The organism is Gordonibacter pamelaeae 7-10-1-b (assembly GCF_000210055.1).
GTDB classification, from domain to species: Bacteria; Actinomycetota; Coriobacteriia; order Coriobacteriales; family Eggerthellaceae; genus Gordonibacter; species Gordonibacter pamelaeae.
In genome coordinates this window covers 560,689-561,591 of the sequence record NC_021021.1, presented here as the reverse complement: position 1 = coordinate 561,591, position 903 = coordinate 560,689, and the positions used below count along the sequence as shown (strand labels likewise).

1 protein-coding gene is annotated in these 903 nt (G+C 70.7%); it reads right to left on the bottom strand.

Features of this window, described 5'->3' with window-relative positions; translation table 11 throughout:
- Positions 1-139 precede the first annotated feature (139 nt).
- Positions 140-808 carry a DUF1847 domain-containing protein gene (locus GPA_RS02650; protein ID WP_015538856.1) on the bottom strand — a complete coding sequence of 223 codons (669 nt, stop codon included), beginning with the start codon at positions 806-808 and terminating at the stop codon, positions 140-142.
- Positions 809-903 lie beyond the last annotated feature (95 nt).

Genomic DNA, 903 nt, shown 5'->3' with positions numbered 1-903 from the left:
GGCCGGCGCCCTGGGGGTGTGCGCGCTGCGCCGCATGCGCGAGGGAGAACGCGCGCGCAGCTAAGGCCTCGCATTGAGCGTTGCGCCATCGAACGGTACCGAAGCCTTAGGCCTGCCGTATCCGCAAGGTCGAAACAGGTCAGACCTGCGCGATGACGCCCTCGCGGCAGGCGTCGACGGTCTCGTTCAGGCGCCGGCGGTACACGGACTTGGAGGCGTAGAGGCCGGCGCAGGCGTTGTGGCCGGTTACGTGGTCCTTCGTCACGAGCGTGGTCGTGGGGGCGTGCGAGTGGCGGTAGAACAGCGTGTCGTGGCCCACGCACAGGCCCATGACGATGTTCAGGTCGGTGCCCTCCTCCTCCAGAAGGCGGGCCTGCATGACGGGGTTGCACAGCACCGGGCCCTCCCCGCCGTCGGCGGCGGGCGCCAGGCCGAGGTCGGCGCGGCGGTTGCCCTCCACCTTGCAGGCCACGCCGAACACCTCGAAGCCCGCGCGTTCCAGCAGCTTGCGCAGCGTGCGGCTCTCGTCGAGCAGCATCGTGCAGGTGGCGATGCCGATCTTGCGCGCGCCCATGCGCGCGGCGAACTCCAAGGTCTCCTGCACGCGCGTGAGGTTCGCGCAGCGCTCGCTCGTGAGCGCCGCCGCCTGCATGACGCGGTGGTTCTCCGGCTCGCGGTAGCGTTCGCGCACCTCCTCGTGGATAGCCTCGCTCACGAGCCCCTCCACGCACTGCGGCGGGTTGCCGCCCGTCTGGAACTCGCACGCCTCGCCGGCGCAGCTCAAGCACGAGAACCCGTTACCGTCCATAAGCCTCCCCTTCCAACGCCTCTTCCCAGGAAGCGCGGCCGCCATGCGGCGCCCGCGCCAGCTAGGCCCCAGTATAGACGATCGGGCGCCCCGCG